This window comes from Thalassospira permensis NBRC 106175, from assembly GCF_000714555.1.
GTDB classification, from domain to species: domain Bacteria; phylum Pseudomonadota; class Alphaproteobacteria; order Rhodospirillales; family Thalassospiraceae; genus Thalassospira; species Thalassospira xiamenensis.
The window spans coordinates 88,199-108,942 of sequence record NZ_AUNC01000006.1 but is presented as its reverse complement, the minus strand read 5'-3'; the positions used below and the strand labels follow the sequence as shown (position 1 = coordinate 108,942).

Here is a 20,744-nt window from a genome sequence, read left to right as displayed (position 1 = left end):
TTGTGCCTTGCGGGTTTTTGCGTTGTGGCGCGGATGAAAGAGGTGATCAGGATGCAGGGACAAAGACACAGAGCGGGCGACGGGATGCCCCGCAGGATATTGATCGGGGGATGGCGGAGCCATTACGGCGGCGTTCTGCCCGAGGATTAAGGGGGCTAACCCGGTCATTTGTCATGACGGGAGAGGTGCGTCTTTTTGGCAAGGGAGCGTTAAATTCGCCGGGAGCGGCGGCAATGGCAGCATGAGCGGCAGCGGGCGATCACCCGCCGACGATGGACAGGTGGGGGGCCGTACGCCCGAAGACCGTCTGGCGGGCCAAACTGGCGGACGCCCGAAATGTGTCCGGGCCTCACCGGTTGCCGGAAATGTCGCCGGGGCAGCAGCAGCAAGCCATGCCCCGTCGAAGATGGACAGGGCTGACAAGTGCGAGGACCGTGTGCCCGAAAACCGTTTGTGGGTGAGTTTGGCGCAAGCCCGAGCCTTGTCTGAACGCCGGGGTGGCAGGTTGTTACCCTGGTCGGAAGGTGAGCGCCGTGGGCCGGGAGCCCGATGGTGGTCGGGTGACGAGGTTGGCGAGGTTGGTGAAGGCCCGGAATTTGTCCGGGCTTCGGTGATCGTGGGGCTTCGGGGTTTGGGTCCGGTGTTGAGGGCCGGCGTTGCCCGCCCTTTCGAGGCAACATGCCGAAATGCTGATGGCGGCCCGGCCAGCGATTGTGCGCGTCAAAGTTGAAAAGATGAGGCAGCGGCATCTTGCCCCGCCCGCCCGCTTTTCGCCAGAAAACCATAATGAACGTGACGACCATCACAGCCTTGCGAAGGGGGGCTGAGTAAATTTTTGGCGAGTAAGAGTACGAGGTTACTCTCGTAATTGTCCTAACGAGGGGGATTGGGATGAACGTAGGAACACGTTTCGCCAAACTTGCTGTCATTTTTCTGGCAGCCCTATCTTTTGCAGGTTGTGCACAGCAAAAACTGTCGCCGCTTGGCGGGGTTTCATCGGTGACAATGGTCAATATCGAGAACGACCATTACAAAAGTCTTTCAGAAAAATATAAGGGTGAGCAAACCATCGAGATTCGCACCTTCAACTCCGAAGGTGGCGACACATGGACAGCCGCCCCCGAAATTACCGGGGCGAATTGCGAACTCAAACATGAATATTTTACCGCATCGGTCGTCACACCACATGCGATCCGTGTCCCGCTTTATGGCAGTCAAACACGTCAGTTCAGCGTCACGTGCGCTAAAAACGGCTATCAACAAACCGTTCAGATCGTCAGCCCCTATAATGTCAGCCAGGCCAACCGCAGAAGTGCCGGTTCACAAGGCGGATTATTGGGGGTTCTTATTGCTGAAATGATCAATTCCGCATCCGACCCCGAAGACGACCAGTTTGAATATACCGGTGCGGCAGTTACACTTGTCCCGGTGCTTAAACAGGAAGACCCGGTACCCGAAGAAAAGCAATTGGTCGCAGAAAGCGACGGCTCCTGATCCATCGGGCAAAAGCAAAAGGACCGAAATCTGTCGGTCCTTTTTTGTGCTTACGGCTCAAAATATCCGGCGGTTTTCATATCGGCGAGCAATCCGGCCTCTGTCGGCGACCACCCCAATTGCCGACGGGTGATGTCACTTGCCGCCGGGCAATCGAGTTTGGCGAAATGGGTGAACCAGCCGAAATGATCGGTGGCGGCGTCGGGGGTTTTGGAAACGGTCGGAATACCCAGCCGTTTGCCGATCACCCCGGCGATCTCGCGAAAGGCGATGCCGGTTTCGGCAACGGCGTGATAGACGCTTCCCGGCATCGCGACCTCTACCGCGCGGACATAGGCGCGCGCGGCATCAAAACGATGCACGGCGGGCCAGGCATTGTCGCCATCGCCGATATAGGCCGAAACCCCGGTCTGGCGGGCGATACCAATCAGGATCGGCACAAAGCCATGATCGCCCTTTCCATGCACCGAGGGCGGCAGGCGCATGAGCGACACATTAAGCCCCTGCCCGACAAGCTCGGCCACGGCGCGTTCGGTCGCAACACGCGGCATGGCGTTTGGCCCGAAATCGGGCATGTCCTGCTCCGTCACCTGCATCCCACCGGCCAGAAGGCCGAGGCCAGAGGTCACGACAAGCGGCTTTTGCGTGCCCGCAATCGCCTCGCCAAGGGCGGCGATGACCTCCGCATCCTCGGCACAGCTTTGGGCGTAGCGCGAAAAGTCGTGATTGAACGCGGTGTGAATGATCCCGTCGGCCAAGAGCGCCCCGGCGCGCAGGCTTTGACGATCATCAAGATCACCGCGATGCACCAAAGCCCCGGCCGCCAGAAGCGCAGCTGCCGACGCATCGGACCGTGCGAGCGCCAAAACCTCATGCCCGGCCGCGATCAGCTTTTCCACCACCGCCGATCCGACAAAGCCACTCGCCCCGGTTACAAAAATACGCAATTCCGTTCTCCACTTCACATTGCACATGATCAATGAGCAAACGATAGGCGATGGCGACTGGACGATCCATGCGCCATGATCCATATTACTTTTGCAATCGTCCAAAAGGAGGCTCCCCCATCCCATGGATCCGCTTTCCGATATCCTGTCGCTGCTTAAGCCGCGCAATTACATGTCGGCCGGGTTTGACGCCGCCGGTCCCTGGGCGATCCGTTTTGCCGATCAGGCCAATTCCATCAAATGCGGCACCATCGTTTCCGGGCAATGTTATGTCAGCGTCGAAGACCTGGCGGGTCCGGTGCTGTTGACGTCGGGAAGTTCCTTTGTCCTGCCGCGCGGGCGGACCTTCTTTCTGGCAAGCGATCCTGATTGCCCGCCGGTTGATGCGCCGCACATCTTTGCCAAGGCCCAAAGCGGTGGGATCGTTAAGCATAATGGCGGCGGCGAATGCTTTATCGTCAGCAGCCGCTTTGTCCTTTCAGGGCCACATGCCGATATGCTGATGGCGGCCCTGCCGCCGATTGTGCGGATTGAAAATGATCAGGATGAAGCCAGCCTGCGCTGGTCGGTGGAACGGATGATGCAGGAATTAAGCAACCCGCAGCCGGGCGGCTTTCTGGTGCTGCAACATCTGGCCCATACGGTGCTGGTGCAGGCCCTTCGGCTGCATCTGAGCAATGCACGCACCAGCGGTCAAAGTGACCGGGCCGCCGAAACAGACCAAGCCGCCACCCACGCCCCCAACATCCCCGACTGGTTCGCGGCGCTATCGGATAAGCAGGTCGCAACCGCGATTGCCTGCATCCATGGGGACCCCGCCCATCCCTGGACGCTTAAGGAACTGGCCCGCCATGCGGGCATGTCACGCTCGGCCTTTGCCGCCCGGTTCCGCGATGTCGTTGCCGTCCCGCCGATGGCCTATCTGACCCGCTGGCGGATGCTGCTTGCGGGGGATCGCCTGACCCATTCGGGATTGCCGGTTTCGGAAATTGCCCTGTCGGTGGGGTATGAGTCTGAAAGTGCGTTTAGCACGGCGTTCAAGCGGGTGATGGGGTGTGCGCCGCGGAGGTTTGGGCAGCAGGTTTGCCAACTCAACATTGTCAGAGCCTAAAATGAGCTAACCGCAAACCTCATTTGTCATATTACTCAAAGCTCTTAAGTGCGCTGACGATTTTAGTCATGGACTCCTCGCAATTCGTAACAAGATGCCGAAAATGTTCTCGAAAATTCCCGAACTCACTTCGAGCATTAGATTCAGCTGCCCGCTTTTTCTCAGTTGAGGCATGACCTTTTACATTAGTTCGCAGGCTATGCACTTGTTGCAATGGCCGAATAACTTCTAGAACAAAACCTTCATTGTGCCCGAGGCAAACAAGCACTTCTTTCAGCAACATCAAAGAACCCCAATTTTGATCGTATGTGCCATTTTGTTTTTTAATTATTTTACGTAAAGGCTTAACCAAAAAACCTTCAACGATCAGCTGGTCTAACGCCAACAGCTCGTCAGCCCATTCCTTTGATGAATCAGTTACAGGATAACGTACAGAATCTAACAGATTTCCCCCTCTCTTCTTCCACCAACTCGGCGGGTTCTTATCTAACGAGGCGACAGCTCTCTTAAGCTCCGAAAGCGGTTCATAGTCGGTATCCCATTGGCCAAATATATCGGTCTTCAATGCTCTTTTTGAAATTTGCCCCTTTGGCCATTCATTGAAAGATTGCCAATATAATTGCTCCTCATAAGGCAAGTCGGCCAAATCACAGATATATGTGTGAACCTGACCTTCTTCATTTATATCATAGGCCTTCAAATGCCATGCGTTTCGGCAACTTATGCTTCGGTCCTCAAGGCAGTATTTTTCTGGATCACTTTTAAAACGCTGCAATACTTCGGGACGAAAGAATGCAGGCGAAAGCTCCCATGGAAGATCTGATTCCTGAAAATAATTTGATAGAAACTCAGGAGCGCAAGATGTCTCTACAAGCTTTTTGTTTTTCCAGTCGGAAATTTTAAATGTCGCATATTGGCGATTTGTCTCGTCTTCTTCCTCTTTCCATTCTCGAATAAGATCATCCATGCTGAGATCTGGTCGAACAATCATTGTACCTGCGCAATAACTGCCTTGTCCGTTTTCGCCACCATGATAACTGAAGTTTTCGGCTTCTCTCGTATAACGATTAATTTCACCCCAACCGGCAAAACCACCCCACCGAACACGTGTAAAGTCAAAGCGCAATACGAGACAAGTCTCAGACAAGGCCATATATTTGTCCAAGTCTCTACGTTGAACAGTGATTACTCTAAACCAGTCCAAATCCCCCTGCCCATTATGATCGACAATTTTGATCACTTCTTCGATGTCCCCTCGGGAGTCGAGGCGACAGTATGATTGACGGTCCGGGAGAAAATGCAAATCTAAGCTGTGTATAAACTTCTGGTTAATCTCAAACGCAGGCGATACTTCATCTACACCGTAAAAATTCCGCCGAAAAACAAGTTGCTCACCTCCCTGACAAATTTTCGATGAATATGCCATTGGTGCTTCAAGATACATTCTGTGTTCCTCACCCCCACCGTAAGCTTGCTGTATTTTCCAACAGTCATCCAATTGCGGAAAACATTCATGCTGGGAATGGCTAATTGCTTCGGGAGTGGCGCGTTCTGTCAGCGCCAATACACCATGTATCGTCACACACTTTGTACTTGCATATATAACGATTTCATCGTTTAGAGCATTTTCCCGAAGAAAATTGATTGAGTCCTCTGCATTAACCAGCCAATCGGACTCTTTCTCTTTTCCTGCATCAGAGATTGCTTTGATGTCGGATAGCTTGAATTTAGACATCAGGCCTGCCCCACTTCATCAATTTGCTGAATTACATAGAAAAAACCCAACCTAGACGCACACACTCAAAATGCATATACAAAAAATGACATACGACACCAAGTGAAACGTGCAGAGAAAACAGACCACCCACTTTCAGATAAATCACTTCGAAAAATGGGTAGCCGAGGAGGGAATTGAACCCCGACACGCAGACTATGTTTCCGCAACGTTAATAAACACATCACCCGCAGGTAACGGATGAAATTTTTTGTAGAATATCTAGAGGAAAATATGAAAATTTCTTGACCTGAATATTTTTTTCTTTTCTCCATCATTAATGAATGAAGACAATGAAAACAACCAAAGCAGCCATCATCGCACTTGGACTCCACATTCTTTTCATATCTGGATGGATTGGAGGTTTCTACTTTACGGGATGCAATCAATACAGTCCATTCGGCAATAATATATTTAGAATACAGTGGGAAGTTATTTTGGCAGGTTATGCAGCAATAGTGGGCGGTTTTTTTGCACTCCAGTCAGCAATGTACGCAACCAAAAGAGCTGAACTACGAGCAGCTCAACGATATTGTTGGAAATGCACAATAAACCTTCCATATCTTGCAGACTATATTGAAGATATTGCTAAGAGCATCATTGAAGAACCGGAAAGTGTCTCTGAAATATCAACAGACGCTGCAAAATTTATTGAAGAACAACTTCCAGAACCCAATGACAATGTACCACATGAATTAATAAAGGTTCATGACAGCCTTGTGAAACTGATTTATACGTTTAAGGAAATTTTGTCCTTATCGAAAGAATCAGGAATTGATCACGTACAAGAGGCAGTTGGCTCCCTTAAAGAAATTGCAGAAATCATTAGGCTACTGCAAAATAAATCTGATCATTGGGAAAATATATGCAATAGAGAATTATTATAGCCTCTCACAACACTCACTCGACCATAGCCAAAACCAACGACTCAATATAAAACGACCTAGACTAAAAGATACCACTTAAAAAAAAACCGCCAGATTTTGACTGACGGGTTTTTAATTGGTAGCCGAGGACCAAAACCACTATTGCAGCGCAATCATGAATACCTTTGCTAGGGCACCACAACTCCCTCCACACAACCAAAACACGCTTTACTGTCGAAGCAATGAAATCAATTGAACTGGTTATGACAGCCCAGTAGAATCTGCAACGGGAGTCCAACTAGCAAGAGCCCCTCCCCCACGAAACAAAGAAAACCACACTTAATATCCAACTAAATAACATCATTGAAATTTTCTTCATTTTGATTTGATTTAAATCTCGAAATAGCGCCACGCAACCACCCCAAACCAGCGGAAGTCAAATCACCATCCGAGTCAATCATACCATGTCGATATAAATCTTTACGAGCCGCTCGCGCTCTTCCATCAAGAATAATTGAAAGTTTTTTCATCAATATTGAAGACGTCTCAGGCCTAACATGCCCGAATTTTTCCTCCCATAAATTCATGATATATTCTTCTAATCCAGGGGGAAGCTCATCGCTAGAAGCACTTATTATCCTTCTTCTCAGTCGAGACATCTCAGATCTTAGCATAGATATCTCTTTATCTTTCTCATCCATTTGAGAAATAATTTTTTCTTTCTCTATACTATCCACCTGGGCCCTTCTAGCTAAGTCCTCAATTATATCATTTCTTTCCTTGATAATCTTCTCCACCTCTTCTTCATCTCCACTAAGCTTCTCTTGTGCCTTCCCTATATTAAAAGGAATACGATCAACTCTATCTCGAAGACCTATGTATCCCTCATCAATATGCCTTAGCCTCTCACCAAAACCGGCCTCAATACGACCTAGGATCTCAGATGTATCCTTGGTGAACTTGTAAACGTTGTCATAAAATTGGTTACTCGTATCAGTCGCTTTAAAATAAAAAGCTACAGATAAGCCAACAGCGAAGAACGACATCAAAATAGAAACTAATCCGGAAAAATCGATGATCGACCAATCTATCGAAGATTGGGAGCTAACTATCTTCCAAGCAACAACCAGCAAAACGAGCACTACACAGAAATCCCTAAGCCACCTCCAAGACATAAACCCAGATAAAGTAGGCTTTACCTTTTTCTCAACTCTAGATTCAGAGACATTCTTATCCATGCTTAGGACTCCATACTTGCGACGGTACAGCCGCAAAAGCTGCTCTTACGTTCATAATAGCAACTTCTAATGGAAAACATCAACCAACAAACATGCGGCGGACCAATCTCTATTCTCCAATTTTCTAAAGAGAACTAAGTTCAACAGATATGCACTGTATTGATAGTTTAGCACCAAAACAAAAAATCACCCAACCTATTGATATAAAATTACTTTTTATTCAATTCGTAGCCGAGGAGGGAATTGTAAAAACCAGCCTTTGGGCTGCTTTTTATCCTTGGGCTTTGCCCTGCGGACCGTTGCGCGTTTCGCGCAACGTCTCTCGAAAGCTGCGTGCCTCGCTTTCTCGCGAACCAGGGGGTTAAAGCCCTCTCCGAGGGTGCCAATTAAAAACCCCGCCAGGCTTTGCCTGACGGGGTTTTTAATTGGTAGCCGAGGAGGGACTTGAACCCCCGACACGCGGATTATGATTCCGCTGCTCTAACCAGCTGAGCTACTCGGCCACAGAGTATGTATAGGGTATATATTCTGCGGGTTCCGTAAGCGCCGGAACGGGGCGGTTTTTACGTCAGGGAACCGCCCCCGTCAAGCGCCTTTTTGACGTTTTGCGGAAAAAAGATATCCGCAAAACCGGCAGGTGAGCAAATGCCCCGCCTGCCCGCTTTATGGATGATCAGGCCGCCGTCGGTGCATCCTGTACACGGGCCGCTGCCAGAAGTTCCTGACGGGTGATCCAGCCGCCGCCCATCACCCGGTCGCCAGAATAGAAAACGCCCGCCTGCCCCGGTGCGATGCCGAACTGCGGGTCGTGCAGTTCGATGCGGGCCGCACCCGCACCTTCGGGGTAGATGGTGGCCGGGGCCGGTGCCATGGCGGAGCGGAGTTTGACTTCGACCTCGACCCCGTTCGGGTCAATCGCGTCACCATCAAGCCAGTTCAGTTCCTTGACATAGACCATCTGGATCGCAAGCGCCGATTTCGGGCCGACCACGACCTGCCGGGTTTCGGGCAGGAGTTTGACGACATAAAGCGGTTCGGCCGTGCCGCCGATGTTAAGACCGCGCCGCTGGCCGATGGTGTAATGGATCAGGCCGCGATGATCGCCCAGCACATTGCCATCCAGATCAACGAGCTGGCCCGGTTCACCGGCTTCGGGGCGGAGCTTTTCGACCAGACGGGCATATTTGCCATCCGGGACAAAGCAGATATCCTGACTGTCGGGCTTGTCAGCGACTTCAAGGCCGAATTTGGCGGCAAGCGCACGGGTTTCGGCCTTGCTCATCAGATGGCCCAGCGGGAAGCGCAGGAAATCAAGCTGTTCCTGTGTCGTGGTGAACAGGAAATAGCTTTGATCGCGATTGGGATCGGCCGCACGGTGCAGTTCGGCATGGCCGTTGGCGCCCAGTTTGCGCTGCACGTAATGGCCCGTCGCCATGCAATCCGCACCAAGGTCATGTGCGGTTTCGAGCAGATCGCGGAATTTGACCGTCTGATTGCATTTCACGCACGGGATCGGGGTTTCGCCGCGCATATAGCTGTCGGCAAAATCGTCGATCACTTCTTCGCGGAAGCGTGATTCGTAATCGAGCACGTAATAGGGAATGTCGATATCCTCGGCCACCTTGCGCGCATCATAGATATCGCGCCCGGCACAGCAGGATTTGGCGCGTGACGGCGCATTGGCCCCCATATCGTAAAGCTGAAGGGTAATGCCGACCACGTCATAGCCTTCGGACTTCAGAAGGGCCGCAACGGCGGAGCTATCGACCCCGCCCGACATGGCAACAACCACGCGGGTATCTTTTGGGGCTTTGTCAAAGCCAAGAGAGTTCATTTTTCCCACCCATCCGCGGGTCAAGGCCGCGGCGACAAGAAGTTGATGTAAAATAGCGGCAGACCGAGACCGGTATCGGCGTCCGGTCCATGATCCCTGCCCCGCGTCATTCCCGCGAAGGCGGGAATCCAGCCCTATCCGATATGCCGCGACGTGCGGCAAGATGGCACTCGGGTCTGCGCTTCGCTTCGCCCGGAATGACGGGAGGAGCAAAGCGGGAAGAGATCAACAAACCGGGCGGTTTTAACCAGCCCAGAAAGCATGTTCGCACTCATATAAGGCATCTGCGCCTATTTTGCCAGATCAAGCCCCATCTGCCAGAAATCGGCTTCAAGGCGGCTTGCCTTGGCAAAGATTTCCGTAAGCCCCGCGATCCGGGAATCCCCCCCGCGGGTTTGCGCGGTATGTTCCAGAAGATCAATTTCGGCCTTTGCCACGTCCTGGAATTCGGTCGAGGCATACATCTCGATCCAGGGGCGGTACGGATTTCCATCCAGCCTTGTATCAGAACTTGCCATCAGGCGGTTTGCGATTTCGGCATAGCCAACCATACAGGGCATCAGGGCGACCTGAAGATCAACCACATCACCCCGCGCGCCGCAATCGAGCACATAACGGGTATAGGTGATGCAGGCGCGGGCTTCGGGTTCGGCCACGATGTCGGCCTCAGACAGGCCCCAGCCTTTGCAGAAGTCGAGATGAAGGCTCATTTCCATATCAAGGATCGCGTGGACCGTGCCGGAAAACTGGCGCATGGCGTGCAGATCATCGGCCTTGTAGGTCGCAAGCGCATAGGCGCGCGCAAACTGGATCAGGAACAGGTAATCCTGAATGAGGTAGTGTTTGAACGCGGCTTCGGGCAGGGTTCCGTTGCCAAGCTGTTTGACGAAGTCGTGGCAGACATAGCTTTGCCATGCATCGGGGGCGTTGGCGCGCAGTCGGCCAAACAGGCTTTGGGCCGGGATGATATCGGTGAAGGTATCGGTCATGGTTGTCAAAGGCCCCTGCCCGTGATGATGTCAAAATACGGATAAAACAAAGCCAGCCTGCGGAAGGGTCCGGGCTGGCTTGTATCGATGCGGGATCTGCTGGCTGGATTCCCGCTTTCGCGGGAATGACGAGCGGATGGATACACCTCCCCCTGAAAATCGTCATACCCGCGAACGCGGGTATCCAGACCTTCGTGCCACAGCCTCAAAACCAGCCACCGAACCCGCAGCACCATGGACTCCCGCTTTCGCGGGAGTGACGAAAGGCTGGAAAGCCCCTCACGGCGCAGGCGGGAATGACGGCAAGGCAGAAATCCTAATCGTCGCGTTCATCGATCCATGCCATCTGGATGGCTTCGAGGATCTTCTCGTTTGATTTCGCGGGATCGTCGTCAAAGCCATCAAGTTCACAGATCCATTTATGCAGATCGGTGTAACGCAGATTGACGTTATCCTTGTCGGGATGGGCTTCTTCGAGCTCGATCGCAATATCCTGAATATCTGTCCAGCGCATGGGTGTCCCCCTTTTGGCTTGGGCGGATTAACGGGGCGGAAATTTCGGTGTTACTTGTCGACCATCATGTTGCGCGTGGCAGACGGCAGCATGACGCGCAGGCCGTCGAGCTCGTCGCTCATGATGATCTGGCAGCCAAGGCGCGAGGTCTCGGTCAGGCCGAATGCGAGGTCGAGCATGTCTTCCTCGTCTTCGCTTGGCTCGTCGAGCCTGTCAAACCAGCTATCGTCAACAACGACATGGCAGGTCGAGCAAGCCAGTGATCCTTCGCAGGCACCTTCAAGGTCGATGCCATTCTTGTGGGCAGCTTCCAGAACGGACAGACCGTCGGCAACGTCAAATTCCTTTTCGGTGCCATCGGGTTCAACAAAAACGATCTTAGGCATCTGTGCCTTTCTCCTCGGTAATACTTTTTCGTTCGATCTCTGGTCCGACCTGACCTTGGCGGTTGCACGGGACAATCGCCGCAGTTGGCCGGTTTGTCAATTATGTCTGGTCCGTTTAATGCACCTGATCGACATTGCGACCGGCAAGGGCCTGACGGATGCGGGCGTCCATACGGGCCTCGGCAAAGGGACGCGATGCGTCTTCCAAGGCCTCGGCCTGTTCGTTGATAAGGTCGCGATCCGTACCCGACATGGCGGCTTCGAGTTTGGCAATCGCGGCCGAAATATTGTCTTCGTCCTCCGGCGTCAGAAGGGCGCGGTCGGCATTGATTGCGGCCTGAACGGCCAGAACATTGCGGCGTGCCTCGACCCGTGCCTCGGTCAGGAGGCGCATTTCCATATCCTCGCGGGCATGAACCATGCTTTCGCGCAGCATGTTGGCCATTTCAAGTTCGTTAATGCCATAGGTCGGCTTGACGGCGACTTCCTGTTCGGTGCCGGTGGTTTCTTCACGTGCCGATACGGTCAGAAGACCGTCGGCATCGACATTGAACGTCACCTTGATGCGCGCAGCGCCAGCCGCCATTGACGGAATGCCGGTCAGGGCGAAGCGCGCAAGGGAGCGGCATTGATCGACCATTTCGCGTTCACCCTGCACCACATGGATCATCATGGCCGACTGGCCATCCTGATAGGTGGTGAATTCCTGTGCCTTGGCGACCGGGATCGGGGTATTGCGGTCAATGACCTTTTCGACAATCCCGCCCATGGTTTCAAGGCCGAGCGACAAGGGTGTCACGTCGAGCAGAAGGTTGTCAGAGCCGCCTGTCAAAGCCTCTGCCTGAAGGGCAGCACCTAGGGCGACGACTTCGTCCGGGTCGATATCGGAAAGCGGGTCCTGTTCGAACAGATCGGCAACCGCCTTACGCACGGCGGGCACACGGGTCGACCCGCCAACCAGCACGACACCCTTGACCTCATCGGCCAGAATATCGGCGTCATCAAGCACCTGTTCGGTGATCGCAATCGTGCGCGATACCAGCTTGGCGATCATCGCATCGAACGCGGCACGGGTGACCGTGTGGGTGGTTTCCGCGCCGCCAAGCGAGACGGTAACACTGGTTTCATCGGCATCGGTCAGGGCTTCCTTGACCTTGCGGGCGGTTTTAAGCAGGCGTTTGGCATCCGACGCATCGAGATCATCGGTGGTGCCGCCACTTTTGCGTTCGGCCAGAAGATGTTCGGCAATGGCGTGATCGAAATCATCACCGCCAAGTGCGGCATCGCCGCCGGTTGCCTTCACCTGGAAGACGCCCTTTTGCATTTTAAGCAAGGAAATATCGAACGTGCCGCCGCCAAGGTCGTACACGGCATAAAGGCCCTCCGCCCCGTTATCAAGGCCATAGGCAAGGGCGGCCGCGGTTGGCTCGTTCACCAGACGCAGGACTTCGATCCCGGCCAGACGGGCGGCGTCCTTGGTCGCGGTGCGTGCACCGTCATCGAAATAGGCCGGAACGGTGATCACCGCCTTTTCGACCGGCTTGCCAAGGCTTTCCTCGGCGCGCGCACGAAGCGCACGCAGGATATCGGCGGAAACTTCGACCGGGGTCAGGACGCGGTCGCCGACATTAAGCCGCACCATCATCGGTTCGCCCGATGGGGCGGCGTCCTCGGCCGGGACTTCGACATGATAGGGCAGCGTGCCGGCAATCGATTTGACATCGGCTATGCCACGGCCCATCAGGCGTTTGACCGACGATACGACACGATCCGCATTATCGTTGATCTGATCACGGGCCGCCTCGCCCACCACCGGATCGGCACCCGCGCCATAATAGACGACGGAGGGCACGATGGCATTGCCACCGGATGTATCGCGAAGCACCTCGGGTTTTTCATCGTTGGAGATCGCGACGACGGAGTTCGTCGTGCCCAGATCGATACCAACGGCAAGCTGGCGTTCATCTTCGTGGGGCAGCGGCGTCTGGCCCGGTTCGTGGATCTTTAGCAAAGCCATGAATTCTATCCGTTCTTTTTAAATGATCAGGCGGCGGCAAGACGCGATTTCTTCGCGCGCGCTTCCTCGGTCATTTTCATCAGGTATCTCAACCGGGTTGTCAGTTTTCTGGCCCGGTCATATGCGTTCTGGTCAAGTGCCTCGGCAACGTCCTGCTCACACGCACGGGCGGCCTTTCGGGTATCCTTGATCATCGCGTCGACCGTATTGCGATCATCGGCATCATGCAGGGCTTCGCGCATTTCCATGGCTTCCATCAGAAGGGCCGGATCGTTGACCGTGTGCCCCTCGCCGCCTTCGGGTTCGTGACCAGCCAGACGCAGAAGATATTCAGCCCGTGCGACCGGGTTTTTAAGGGTTTCGAACGCGCCATTCAGGGTTGCCGCCTGCTGGGATGACAATGCCTGTTCACGGGCGGATTTCGATGCGAAGCGGTCGGGATGGAGCAGTTGTTGCTGCTTAAGGTAGGTTGCCTCTATCGCATCGACATCGATGATGAAGGTGCGTTCCAGGCCAAAGCGCGTGAAATGGTCAAGCTGGCCGGGGGGCTGAATGGCATTGCAGGTATCGCAAAACAGGGCTGATGCCTCGACCGGGCCCTTGCAGGACCAGCAGACTTTATGCTGCGGCTGTTCTGCGGTGCGCGTTTCTGAGGTACCGGTATTGCTCACGCTATGCACTTTCAAGATTTAAAAACAAATGACAGAACGACAAAATAACGACGACCGGGGCTGCTTTCAGTCGATGGCCCCGGTGATCGGAACGTCCATCAGAACATCCATCACCGGGGCCATGACCGATCAAGAAGCAGGGAAAACCCGGCAGACCGTCAGACGTGGAAGGATTCCCCGCAGCCGCAACGCCCCTTTTCATTGGGGTTACGGAAGACGAAACCTTCTTCCAGACTGGTGACCTCGTAATCCATCTCGGTGCCAAGCACGAACATGATGGCTTTTGGGTCAATCAGAAGCTTAACGCCGTCCTCAAGCTCGACGACTTCTTCGAAGCCCGATGCATCATCTGCATATTCAAGCGTGTAGGACAGACCCGAGCACCCTTTGCTGCGCACGCCAAGGCGGATGCCTTCGGATGGTTTGCCGCGGCTATCAAGCAACGCCTTGATATGAACAAGCGCCTCAGGGGTGACACTGATCGGGGACGGTAATGCCATAGTCTTCTCCTGAATTCCCGAAAACGAAGGGGGTAGAAGCTGCTTATTCAGCAGCTTCGACTTCGCCCTGACCGTTTTTGGTCTTGTAGTCGGCAATCGCTGCCTTGATGGCATCTTCTGCCAGGATCGAGCAGTGAATTTTCACCGGCGGCAGAGCCAGTTCTTCGGCGATCTGCGAGTTCTTGATCGAACCGGCTTCGTCAAGCGACTTGCCCTTGACCCATTCGGTGATCAGCGAGCTTGACGCGATGGCCGAACCGCAACCGAACGTCTTGAACTTTGCATCCTCGATGATCCCGTCGGCGGTCACCTTGATCTGCAATTTCATGACGTCGCCACAGGCCGGGGCACCGACCAGACCGGTACCGACAGACGTTTCGTTCTTGTCCATCGAACCGACATTGCGCGGGTTTTCGTAATGGTCGATCAGCTTTTCACTATAAGCCATGGTAAAAGTCCTCCTAAAAGTCCTGTTTCTCTCTCACGAGAAGGAATAGTTCGTTACGCTCAGTGTTCAGCCCACTCGATCGACTTGATGTCGATGCCTTCCTGGGCCATTTCCCAAAGCGGGCTCATTTCGCGAAGGCGTTCGACAGCGACACAGATCGAATCAATCGCCTGATCGAGCTCTTCACGGGTCGTATAACGGCCAATACCGATGCGAAGCGAGGTATGGGCGAGTTCTTCGTCAACACCGAGCGCACGCAGAACATAAGACGGTTCCAGCGATGCCGAGGTGCAGGCCGAACCGGACGACACCGCAATGTTCTTGATGTCCATCAGAAGGCTTTCGCCTTCGACATAGGCAAAGGAAACATTGAGGTTGCCGGCAACGCGCTGTTGCTCGTCGCCATTGACATAGATATCGGCCAGGCGATCCCGGAAACGTTTCATGGTGTAGTCCCGCAGCTCCATGATGCGGGCGTTTTCTTCGGCCATTTCGTTCATGGCGATGTCGCATGCCTTGCCCAGACCGACGATCAGCGGGGTCGGCAGCGTACCGGAACGCATGCCGCGTTCCTGACCACCACCGGTGATCTGTGCGATGACGCGAACGCGCGGACGACGGCGGACATACAGCGCACCAATGCCTTTCGGGCCATAAATCTTGTGGCCGGAAATCGACATCAGGTCGATTTTCATGTCATCGACATCAAGCGGAATCTTGCCAACCGCCTGTGCGCAGTCGGTGTGGAAGAACACACCGCGTTCGCGGCAGATTTCGCCGATTTCTTTCAGCGGCTGGATCACGCCGATTTCGTTGTTGACCGCCATGACCGACACAATCGCGGTTTCATCGGTGATCGCGGCTTTCAGCTGTTCAAGGTCGATCAGGCCGTTATCCTTGACGCCAAGGTAGGTTACTTTGAAACCTTCCTGTTCAAGGTGACGGGCACTGTCGAGCACGCATTTATGTTCGGTCACGACCGTGATCAGGTGCGGCTTTTTCTTGCCGTAGAACTTCATCACGCCCTTGAGCGCAAGGTTGTTCGATTCCGTCGCACCCGAGGTGAAAATGATCTCTTTGGACGAGGCGCCAATGATCTTGGCGACCTGGTCGCGTGCGACCTCGACCGCGTCTTCCGCTTCCCAGCCAAAGCTGTGGTTGCGCGAATGCGGGTTACCGAACTTCTCGGTGAAGTAGGGCAGCATGGCATCCACCACACGCGGATCGGTCGGCGTCGTTGCCTGGTAATCCAGATAGATCGGCTTTGCTTTAAGCTCGTTCATAATTAAGGCTTCCTCACTCACTCTTTTTCAGGCCGCGTGGCGCGCACTTTTCTTACGCACTGCATTGCCCCGCATCCGGCTCCAAACGCGGATAAATGTATCAATCTCGTCATCGGTGGTTTCCAGTCCCAGACTGACCCGTATGGCCGATCCGGCATCCGTAACCCCCATTTCCTTCAATACGTGGCTTTCACGTACCTTGCCTGATGAACAGGCTGATCCCGAACTGATCGCAACCCCGGCAAGATCCATGGCCATCACCTGGGTTTCCCCCGGCATGCCCGGCAGGATCAGGCAGCTGGTATTGACCAGTCGATCCGTTCCTTTTCCGGCAATCAGAAGTTCGGGGGCTTCTGATGCCAAAACCGTTTCCAGACGGTCGCGCAACGCACGGACATCGTCCATTTTCGCCCGGCTGGCCTCGCACCGTTCGGCCGCAGCACCAAAGCCTGCGATACCGATCACGTTTTCCGTGCCGCCACGGCGGTATTTTTCCTGACCGCCACCGCGGATCTGCGGCACCAGCATCACGCCGGGCGCAATCGCCAGGGCACCAATCCCTTTGGGGCCGCCGATCTTGTGGGCCGAAATCGACACCATATCGACCAGAAGCTGGCCCATATCGACCGGCAAACGACCCAAGGCCTGAACCGCGTCACAATGGACCTTTGCGCCATATTCGTGCGCCAGAAGGCCGACTTTGGCGACCGGCTGAATAACGCCGGTTTCATTGTTGGCCAGCATCACTGAAACCAGAACCCTCTGCCCGGCATCGGATGCCGCACGCAGCATGGTTTCAAGGGCGGCCAGATCAATGACACCATTGGCATCAACCGGGATGCGTTTCGCATCCGACCGGGCTTCGATCACCGACGGATGTTCGACCGCACTGGTAAATACGGTGACATCTTCCAAACCGTTCAGGGCCAGATTGTTGGCCTCGGTACCGCCGCTTGTGAAAATCACACGTTCGGCATCGCCACCGATCAGATCGGCAATTTTACGACGGGCGTGATCGACAATCTTGCGGGCCGCACGACCGGATGCATGAACAGATGACGGGTTGCCCGCGATTTCCATCGCCACAAGCATCGCCTGCCGTGCTTCGTGGCACAGTGGCGCGCTGGCGTTGTAATCAAGGTAAACCGGGTTGGTCATCTGTTTATAATCATCCTTATTCGCATTTTCTGATCTGCCCTCGATATAGAGGACAAGTTACTGGGCCGCAACCTGGCTCGGCTCTTTGATTTTCGTGGTTCTGGGCTCGAACATGCGTGCCCCGCCCGGAACACGACGATCCACCACATCAGCCAGACTGACAGAGGCCAGATAAAGATAAATCTGGTTGCCGAGTTCTTCCCACAATTCATGGGTCAGACAGCGGCCCTGATTGGATTTGCAGCCCTTTGGCGAGCCCGATTTGCAGCGGGTTGCGCGGATCGGTTCGTCAACAGCCAGAATAACATCGGCAACGCGGGTTTCCTCGGCCGTGCGGGCCAGAAGATAACCACCACCCGGACCCCGGACAGATCGGACAAGTCCGCCTTTGCGCAATTTGCCAAAAAGCTGTTCCAGATAGGACAGGGATATTTCCTGACGGTCCGCAATATCGGCAAGCGCGACCGGCCGGTCCCTGCTGCTATCAGCGAGATCGACCATCGCCATGACGGCATAGCGGCCTTTTGTACTCAGCTTCACGGTTCGTCCTCCTACCTGTCGATCAGACCCCGAACTGTCGGGAAATGATCACAAGCTCTGTATTTCCTTTATGGGCGATCAACATGTCTATTTGATGCCCGACCTGTATCCGCCCGATTGGGACGGTTACAAATATTACTCTGACGCCGCGACAATCCGCGGCTTTGCCGGTGTATCCGCACCGGCGGCTGTACCTGCCCTATCGGCTTCGAGGGCGGCAACCTGATTGCGCAACGTCTGGACTTCGCGGCCCAGTTCTTCAAGCGCGCGCGCAACCGGATCGGGCAGATCGCCCAGCGGCGTGCCATAGGCACAGAAACGGTCGTCCTTTTCCCGACGGACGATCTTGGCCGGAATACCGACCACGGTTGCGCCTTCGGGGACTTCGGACAGCACGACGGCGTTGCCGCCAACGCGTGCATTCTTGCGGACAATGAACGGACCAAGGATCTGCGCGCCAGAACCGACAATCACCCCATCTTCAAGCGTCGGGTGACGTTTCAGGCCACGCTGGCCATCGCTATTGACGCTGGGCGATGTCCCACCAAGGGTAACCCCCTGATAGAGGGTAACGTCATCGCCGATTTCGGCGGTTTCGCCAATCACAACACCCATGCCATGATCAATAAAGAACCGTTTGCCAATCGTCGCACCGGGGTGAATTTCAATCCCGGTCAGCCAGCGCAAAATCTGTGACAGGAAGCGTGCGGTTATACGAAAACCGCGCTTCCACAGCCAGTTTGTGCCGCGATATCCCATGATTGCATGGAACGCCGGATAACAGAGCGCGATCTCCCAGCGGGAGCGTGCCGCTGGATCGCGGGCGATCATCGCGTCTATTTCCTGACGAATTAGCTTGAACATCGGGCTGTCCACTGTGTAATTAGTAGCTTCGATTCCCGGCAGCCGACATCGTTGCCCGCAGCGCGAACCGCGCAAAACGGACAGCAATGATGCCATCGGGTTAGCCGGAATATAGGATAACCGAGTAACCTGGTCAAGTATTTGCCCAAAGCAATTTATGCACAAGAACGAAAAAACCTACAAAAATACTCGGATATATTCTTTACTCACCCCATTCCATTCGTGGACAGGAGCAGTCTGATCCATGCCTGAGGTCATTTTTAACGGCCCTGAAGGCCGCCTTGAAGGTCGCTATCACCACAATGGCGCAGACGATTCGCCCATTGCGCTTATTCTTCATCCGCACCCCCAGCAGGGCGGCACCATGAACAACAAGCTGTGCTTTAACATGTTCAACATGTTCAAGGATCGCGGCTATTCGGTCATGCGTTTCAATTTCCGCGGTGTCGGACGCTCGCAGGGCGTTTATGATCAGGGAATTGGTGAATTGTCGGATGCGGCATCCGCCCTTGACTGGATGCAGACCTATAACGCCAATGCGCGCGCAACCTGGGTTGCGGGCTATTCATTCGGTTCGTGGATCGGCATGCAGCTTTTGATGCGCCGCCCGGAAATTGACGGTTTCATTTCGGTTGCAGCCCCGGCCAGCGACTATGATTTCACCTTCCTGGCCCCCTGCCCGTCATCGGGCATCATGATCCACGGGTCGCACGACACCAACATCCCGCTGGCGTCTGTCAACAAGCTTGCCGACAAGCTGAATGCCCAGAAAGGCATCGAAGTTGATATGTGCGTCATCGAAGGTGCCGATCATTACTTTGCCAAGCAGCAGGACGACGTGATCAAGCATACGGCTGCTTATCTGGACAAGCGCAGCGCGTAAGCACTGCCAGCCGGACAAAAAGACCAAAGGCCGCCTGATCAGGCGGCCTTTTTGCTGTGATAGAGCTTTCCGCCCCGGCATGGTTCGGGAACGCCGGTTGTGCCGGGAAAACTAAGCGGCAGATCGCAAAGATGACTGACAGCAAGATAGCCGAAGCATTCGGCCTCGACCGCATCACCGTCCCAGTCCAGATCGTCAACGGATCGTACTGGCACACCCAGCCGATCATTCAAATGTGCCATCAGATAATCATTGTGACGCCCGCCGCCACAGACAAACCATTGCAGGGGAGCCGCAGGCAGGTGATTTACCCCGGCAACAACCGCCGCCACGGTGCATTGCGCCAGTGTTGCCGCCCCGTCGGCAACCCCCAGCTTTGCCTCTGCCACCAGCCCATCAATGCGGAGTGCCATATCTTCGCGATCAAGCGATTTGGGCGGGATGCGGTCGAAATACGGGTCTTCAAGGAATTTGACCTCGATCATCGGGTCTGGCAGGCCGGATGCGGCGGTTGCACCGTTCAGATCGACCGGATTGCCGGTATGGCGCAACATCCAGTCATCGATACGTGCATTGCCCGGCCCGCAATCAAAAGCCAGCAATTCTTCATCGGCACCGATCCATGTGACATTGGAAACGCCGCCGATATTCAGGACAGCCACCGGCATATCAACACCGGCACTTTTCATCAGGGCGGCATGATAAACCGGGGCCAAGGGCGCGCCTTCGCCCCCGGCGGCAACATCGGCCAGCCGGAAATCGGCAACAACCGGAATGCCGGTTTTTTCGGCCAGCATATCGGGCGTTCCGATCTGGCGCGTGATCCCCGATGCCGGTTCATGAAACACGGTCTGGCCGTGAAACCCAATCACACCAATTTCGGATGGGGAAATCGCCGCACGATCCAGCAACATGTTAACAGCATCCACATGCACCAGCGTCAGATCATCGGCCACAACATGCTCGCTGTTGGTGGCAGCACGATTGCCAAAGCAGGCGCGCATGCGTTCGCGTAAGTCAGGGCTATACGGCACGAAAACGGCATGACCGGTACGCCGGACATCGACGCCGTCGGTTTCAATCAATGCCGCATCCACCCCGTCAAGGGATGTGCCGCTCATCATGCCGATGGCCTTGATCCAGCCGGTTGTCATTTTGTACTCCGTTCCCGTATGCGTTTTTGCGTTTGTCCGTGCCGCAAGAGCGCAGATTAAGCCCGATTTATCG

Annotated in this window: 21 protein-coding genes and 1 tRNA gene; 5 read left to right on the top strand and 17 right to left on the bottom strand. The window is 54.5% G+C overall.

Annotated features, from left to right (window positions below; translation table 11 throughout):
• Positions 1-241: 241 nt before the first annotated feature.
• Positions 242-730, top strand: a complete 489-nt coding sequence (locus SMB34_RS21005) for a hypothetical protein (protein ID WP_156962642.1) — start codon at positions 242-244, stop codon at positions 728-730.
• A gap of 161 nt (positions 731-891) precedes the next feature.
• On the top strand, positions 892-1,494 hold the full coding sequence (locus SMB34_RS20600; RefSeq protein ID WP_051682132.1) for a hypothetical protein: 603 nt from the start codon (positions 892-894) through the stop codon (positions 1,492-1,494).
• 50 nt (positions 1,495-1,544) lie between these two features.
• Here SMB34_RS20600 and SMB34_RS04995 read toward each other — a convergent pair whose 3' ends face one another.
• The gene (locus SMB34_RS04995) at positions 1,545-2,441 is read right to left on the bottom strand and encodes an SDR family oxidoreductase (RefSeq protein WP_037988103.1); all 897 of its coding nucleotides are present in this window, start codon (positions 2,439-2,441) and stop codon (positions 1,545-1,547) included.
• Positions 2,442-2,565: 124 nt separating this feature from the next.
• On the opposite strand from SMB34_RS04995, the gene SMB34_RS04990 reads away from it, so the two are divergent.
• On the top strand, positions 2,566-3,552 hold the full coding sequence (locus SMB34_RS04990) for an AraC family transcriptional regulator (RefSeq protein WP_037988080.1): 987 nt from the start codon (positions 2,566-2,568) through the stop codon (positions 3,550-3,552).
• A gap of 31 nt (positions 3,553-3,583) precedes the next feature.
• Here SMB34_RS04990 and SMB34_RS04985 read toward each other — a convergent pair whose 3' ends face one another.
• Positions 3,584-5,287, bottom strand: a complete 1,704-nt coding sequence (locus tag SMB34_RS04985; RefSeq protein WP_037988078.1) for a hypothetical protein — start codon at positions 5,285-5,287, stop codon at positions 3,584-3,586.
• 332 nt (positions 5,288-5,619) lie between these two features.
• Between SMB34_RS04985 and SMB34_RS04980 the strand changes: the two genes are divergently transcribed.
• Positions 5,620-6,213: a hypothetical protein gene (locus SMB34_RS04980; protein WP_156962641.1), complete on the top strand. Its 594-nt coding sequence runs from the start codon at positions 5,620-5,622 to the stop codon at positions 6,211-6,213.
• A 329-nt stretch (positions 6,214-6,542) separates the two neighbouring features.
• On the opposite strand, the gene SMB34_RS04975 is transcribed toward SMB34_RS04980, so the two are convergent.
• The 14 genes from SMB34_RS04975 to cysE all read right to left on the bottom strand — a co-directional run bounded on the left by SMB34_RS04975 (position 6,543) and on the right by cysE (position 18,634).
• Positions 6,543-7,430: a hypothetical protein gene (locus tag SMB34_RS04975; RefSeq protein WP_037988074.1), complete on the bottom strand. Its 888-nt coding sequence runs from the start codon at positions 7,428-7,430 to the stop codon at positions 6,543-6,545.
• A 426-nt stretch (positions 7,431-7,856) separates the two neighbouring features.
• Positions 7,857-7,933 (bottom strand) — tRNA-Met (locus SMB34_RS04970).
• A 170-nt stretch (positions 7,934-8,103) separates the two neighbouring features.
• Complete coding sequence (mnmA, locus tag SMB34_RS04965) at positions 8,104-9,264, bottom strand: tRNA 2-thiouridine(34) synthase MnmA (RefSeq protein WP_051682133.1); 1,161 nt, start codon at positions 9,262-9,264, stop codon at positions 8,104-8,106.
• A gap of 290 nt (positions 9,265-9,554) precedes the next feature.
• Positions 9,555-10,253, bottom strand: a complete 699-nt coding sequence (gene tenA, locus SMB34_RS04960) for a thiaminase II (RefSeq protein WP_037988070.1) — start codon at positions 10,251-10,253, stop codon at positions 9,555-9,557.
• A gap of 316 nt (positions 10,254-10,569) precedes the next feature.
• Positions 10,570-10,767, bottom strand: a complete 198-nt coding sequence (gene iscX, locus SMB34_RS04950; RefSeq protein WP_007091921.1) for a Fe-S cluster assembly protein IscX — start codon at positions 10,765-10,767, stop codon at positions 10,570-10,572.
• 50 nt (positions 10,768-10,817) lie between these two features.
• Entirely contained in the window at positions 10,818-11,153 is a 336-nt protein-coding gene (locus SMB34_RS04945; protein ID WP_007091922.1) for a ferredoxin family 2Fe-2S iron-sulfur cluster binding protein, read from the bottom strand.
• Positions 11,154-11,268: 115 nt separating this feature from the next.
• Positions 11,269-13,170 (bottom strand): Fe-S protein assembly chaperone HscA, encoded by a 1,902-nt coding sequence (hscA, locus tag SMB34_RS04940; RefSeq protein WP_037988064.1) that lies wholly within the window; start codon positions 13,168-13,170, stop codon positions 11,269-11,271.
• 26 nt (positions 13,171-13,196) lie between these two features.
• Positions 13,197-13,841, bottom strand: a complete 645-nt coding sequence (hscB, locus tag SMB34_RS04935; protein ID WP_007091924.1) for a Fe-S protein assembly co-chaperone HscB — start codon at positions 13,839-13,841, stop codon at positions 13,197-13,199.
• 158 nt (positions 13,842-13,999) lie between these two features.
• On the bottom strand, positions 14,000-14,341 hold the full coding sequence (locus SMB34_RS04930; protein ID WP_007091925.1) for a HesB/IscA family protein: 342 nt from the start codon (positions 14,339-14,341) through the stop codon (positions 14,000-14,002).
• Positions 14,342-14,384: 43 nt separating this feature from the next.
• Positions 14,385-14,789, bottom strand: coding sequence for a Fe-S cluster assembly scaffold IscU (gene iscU, locus SMB34_RS04925; protein ID WP_007091926.1), 405 nt, complete (start codon positions 14,787-14,789; stop codon positions 14,385-14,387).
• Positions 14,790-14,848: 59 nt separating this feature from the next.
• Entirely contained in the window at positions 14,849-16,072 is a 1,224-nt protein-coding gene (locus SMB34_RS04920) for an IscS subfamily cysteine desulfurase (RefSeq protein ID WP_007091927.1), read from the bottom strand.
• A 27-nt stretch (positions 16,073-16,099) separates the two neighbouring features.
• Positions 16,100-17,230, bottom strand: coding sequence for a cysteine desulfurase family protein (locus SMB34_RS04915; protein WP_037988063.1), 1,131 nt, complete (start codon positions 17,228-17,230; stop codon positions 16,100-16,102).
• A gap of 57 nt (positions 17,231-17,287) precedes the next feature.
• Positions 17,288-17,770, bottom strand: a complete 483-nt coding sequence (locus SMB34_RS04910) for an Rrf2 family transcriptional regulator (protein ID WP_037988061.1) — start codon at positions 17,768-17,770, stop codon at positions 17,288-17,290.
• 135 nt (positions 17,771-17,905) lie between these two features.
• Positions 17,906-18,634, bottom strand: coding sequence for a serine O-acetyltransferase (cysE, locus tag SMB34_RS04905; protein WP_037988060.1), 729 nt, complete (start codon positions 18,632-18,634; stop codon positions 17,906-17,908).
• Positions 18,635-18,878: 244 nt separating this feature from the next.
• Here cysE and SMB34_RS04900 point away from each other — a divergent pair, with 244 nt between their 5' ends.
• A complete protein-coding gene (locus SMB34_RS04900; RefSeq protein WP_007091931.1) occupies positions 18,879-19,517 on the top strand; it encodes an alpha/beta hydrolase in 639 nt (212 codons plus the stop codon).
• A 38-nt stretch (positions 19,518-19,555) separates the two neighbouring features.
• On the opposite strand, the gene SMB34_RS04895 is transcribed toward SMB34_RS04900, so the two are convergent.
• The gene (locus tag SMB34_RS04895; RefSeq protein WP_037988058.1) at positions 19,556-20,671 is read right to left on the bottom strand and encodes an anhydro-N-acetylmuramic acid kinase; all 1,116 of its coding nucleotides are present in this window, start codon (positions 20,669-20,671) and stop codon (positions 19,556-19,558) included.
• Positions 20,672-20,744 lie beyond the last annotated feature (73 nt).